The 2,336-nt window shown below is 34.0% G+C and carries 4 protein-coding genes; all 4 read right to left on the bottom strand.

The window, feature by feature from the left end; all coding sequences use genetic code 11:
- The coding region (locus tag LEP1GSC199_RS20690; protein WP_083901915.1) for a type II toxin-antitoxin system HigB family toxin at nt 1–241 on the bottom strand (241 nt) is incomplete at its 3' end.
- Between the two features lie 281 nt (nt 242–522).
- Complete coding sequence (locus tag LEP1GSC199_RS03790; protein WP_002977661.1) at nt 523–828, bottom strand: HigA family addiction module antitoxin; 306 nt, start codon at nt 826–828, stop codon at nt 523–525.
- Between the two features lie 11 nt (nt 829–839).
- Nucleotides 840–1,121 carry a type II toxin-antitoxin system RelE/ParE family toxin gene (locus LEP1GSC199_RS03785; protein WP_002977662.1) on the bottom strand — a complete coding sequence of 94 codons (282 nt, stop codon included), beginning with the start codon at nt 1,119–1,121 and terminating at the stop codon, nt 840–842.
- A gap of 332 nt (nt 1,122–1,453) precedes the next feature.
- Nucleotides 1,454–2,290 carry a hypothetical protein gene (locus LEP1GSC199_RS03780; RefSeq protein ID WP_002977663.1) on the bottom strand — a complete coding sequence of 279 codons (837 nt, stop codon included), beginning with the start codon at nt 2,288–2,290 and terminating at the stop codon, nt 1,454–1,456.
- Nucleotides 2,291–2,336: the final 46 nt, after the last annotated feature.

Here is a 2,336-nt window from a genome sequence, read left to right as displayed (position 1 = left end):
ATACAGTTTGTAGATTATAGTGAACCTTCACAATCAATCTGTATTTGTTTCCATGTATATTGAAAACGATTCTATTATCCTTAAGGAAACTAGCATTTCTGTATTTTTCCTTAACATCTGAGGGAGATTTCCAGAAAGCTTTCGAAGTTTCTTTAAACCAAACTTCTATCGGAATTTTGGAGTCGGAGTATTTGGGAATAGAGTAGAAATCTCTCAGTATTTTTCTAGAAATAACCCTCACAAATCAATAAGCACATGTTCCCGAATTGGTAACAACAACTTTTTTTGCCTTTTTAGCGAGCATGGACGCTCGCAATTTATTAAAATAAAAGCGCCCGAAAATTTTCGCATAACGAACAAGTGGAGACGACGTTCCTCGTAGCTGAGCCTCTGAAGGAGGCGTTAGCGTCGGCGCGACTTCTTGCGGAGCGAGAAGCGTGACGGAGAGGAATGTGGCGCAGCCCAAGCGAGGGCTCGTCCCGAAGCGAAGCGGTTAGTTGCTGTTATACGACGTGCTTGGGTTTAACTCGCTTTTAGTTCTTTATATTTCCTAATTGCTCTTAACTCATTTTTCAATTCATATTGTTTAATTTCTAAATCATAATGAGCTTGAATAGAAAGCCAGAACTCAGGAGAATTTCCGAAGAATTTAGAGAATCTAAGTGCTGTATCTGCAGTAATTGCTCTTTTACCATGAATAATTTCACTAATTCTTTTTTGATCGATAAGAGTGCTTTGTGCAAGTTTATAAGCTGATAATTCCATAGGTTTAAGAAAGTCTTCTAAGAGAATTTCCCCAGGATGAATGTTCATAAGTTCTTTATTCATACAGAATCTCCTTAATGATAATCTACAATTTCAACATTTTCGACAGAACCGTTATTCCAATTAAAACAGATTCTATATTTCATATTGATACTTATTGAATGTTGTCCGGCTCGGTCATCAGAAAGTTGATGAAGTCTGTTACCTGGTGGTGTTTTTAAATCATCTAGATTTTTAGCACTATCAATGTGGATCATTTTCCTTCTAGCAGTTCTTTGAATATCCTTTGGAAATTTTTTAGATAGAGCACCATTCCATATAGCTTCAGTTTCTTTGTCTCTGAAGGATTGTATCACAGCTAAATACTGGTGTGTTGGGATACTAGCGTCAAGTAATATTAAAGAAAATCGTCGGATTTATTAATTTAATGCAGTCACTTAATAGCTGACTTTTTTGGATTTCCTACCTTATTATTATCAAAGAAATTTGAAATTTAAAAGTTTATTTCCAAGCATGTCGTATAACGAACTAGACTTACCGAAGTTCCCCGACCCTGAGTCCCAGCGGGACGTTAGGGACTGGCATGTAGCTTGCGAACGCAAGGCGAATGCCAGAAGGGGAATTTGCCGGAGGCCGAGCGAGGCCTTGTGCCGAAGCGTAGCGGTAAGTCGCTGTTATGCGCCGTACTTTATTTTTTACTTATATTGTATGCAATAGAGTCTTTTACAATGGTTTCGAATAAACCATCTAATTGATAGATAACAATTCTTTTTTCAGATTTTAGATATTCAATTAAAATTTTTGTAATGAATTTTGAAACTGCTCCAGGAATTTTCCCAAATATTGTTCCAATAATTTTTTCTGTAATAGGTAAGACAGAAACCGCCATTCGCTTTAAACGTAGACTGTCAATGTTATTATAGTATAGGTTCTTGCTTTTTAATTTCAAATTATCAATAGCAGTGTTGTATTCGATTGATTTAGATTCCAATTCGATGTGACTTTCACAGTATGAAGTAAACAAGTTACTTTCAATAATAGTTTCAAAATTTTTAATATGTGTCGAATCGATTTCCTGTTTTGGAAAAGGAAGTTTTTGAGGTGATGTTTCAATTAACGATAATAGATTTGAAATTGTATAATATAATTCGGCTGGCAATAATTCTTTACACTGATTAATGTTTGGAAAGTTAAACATATTAATTACGCTAGTATTAGTTTGAGCGGCGAAGAGAATGTTTTCTAGATAGAATTCAAGATTTTTAATTTTTTTGTATTTTTCGTTGGATGAGTAATCTTTTGGTAAATAATGTAAAAATAAATTTGAAATAATTGATTCTTTTGTTTTAGAACTAGTTTCGTTAATTAATGATATCTTAGTGCTAGGAAAGTCAGTTACAATACGGTTTTTTGGTGTATCATGAATATTTATATGTGAAGCTCCGCATTGTAGTAAAGTTGAATATATAATTGAATTTACATTGATGGGTTCTCTTTTTTCTTTATGTATAGATATATTTGCCACAAAATTTAATGCTGATATGGCTCCTAATTGAAATTATTCGTGGCGT

This window comes from Leptospira vanthielii serovar Holland str. Waz Holland = ATCC 700522 (assembly GCF_000332455.1).
Lineage (GTDB): Bacteria > Spirochaetota > Leptospiria > Leptospirales > Leptospiraceae > Leptospira_A > Leptospira_A vanthielii.
The sequence above is the reverse complement of the archived record's forward strand: the minus strand, read 5'-3'. Positions and strand labels throughout refer to the sequence as shown.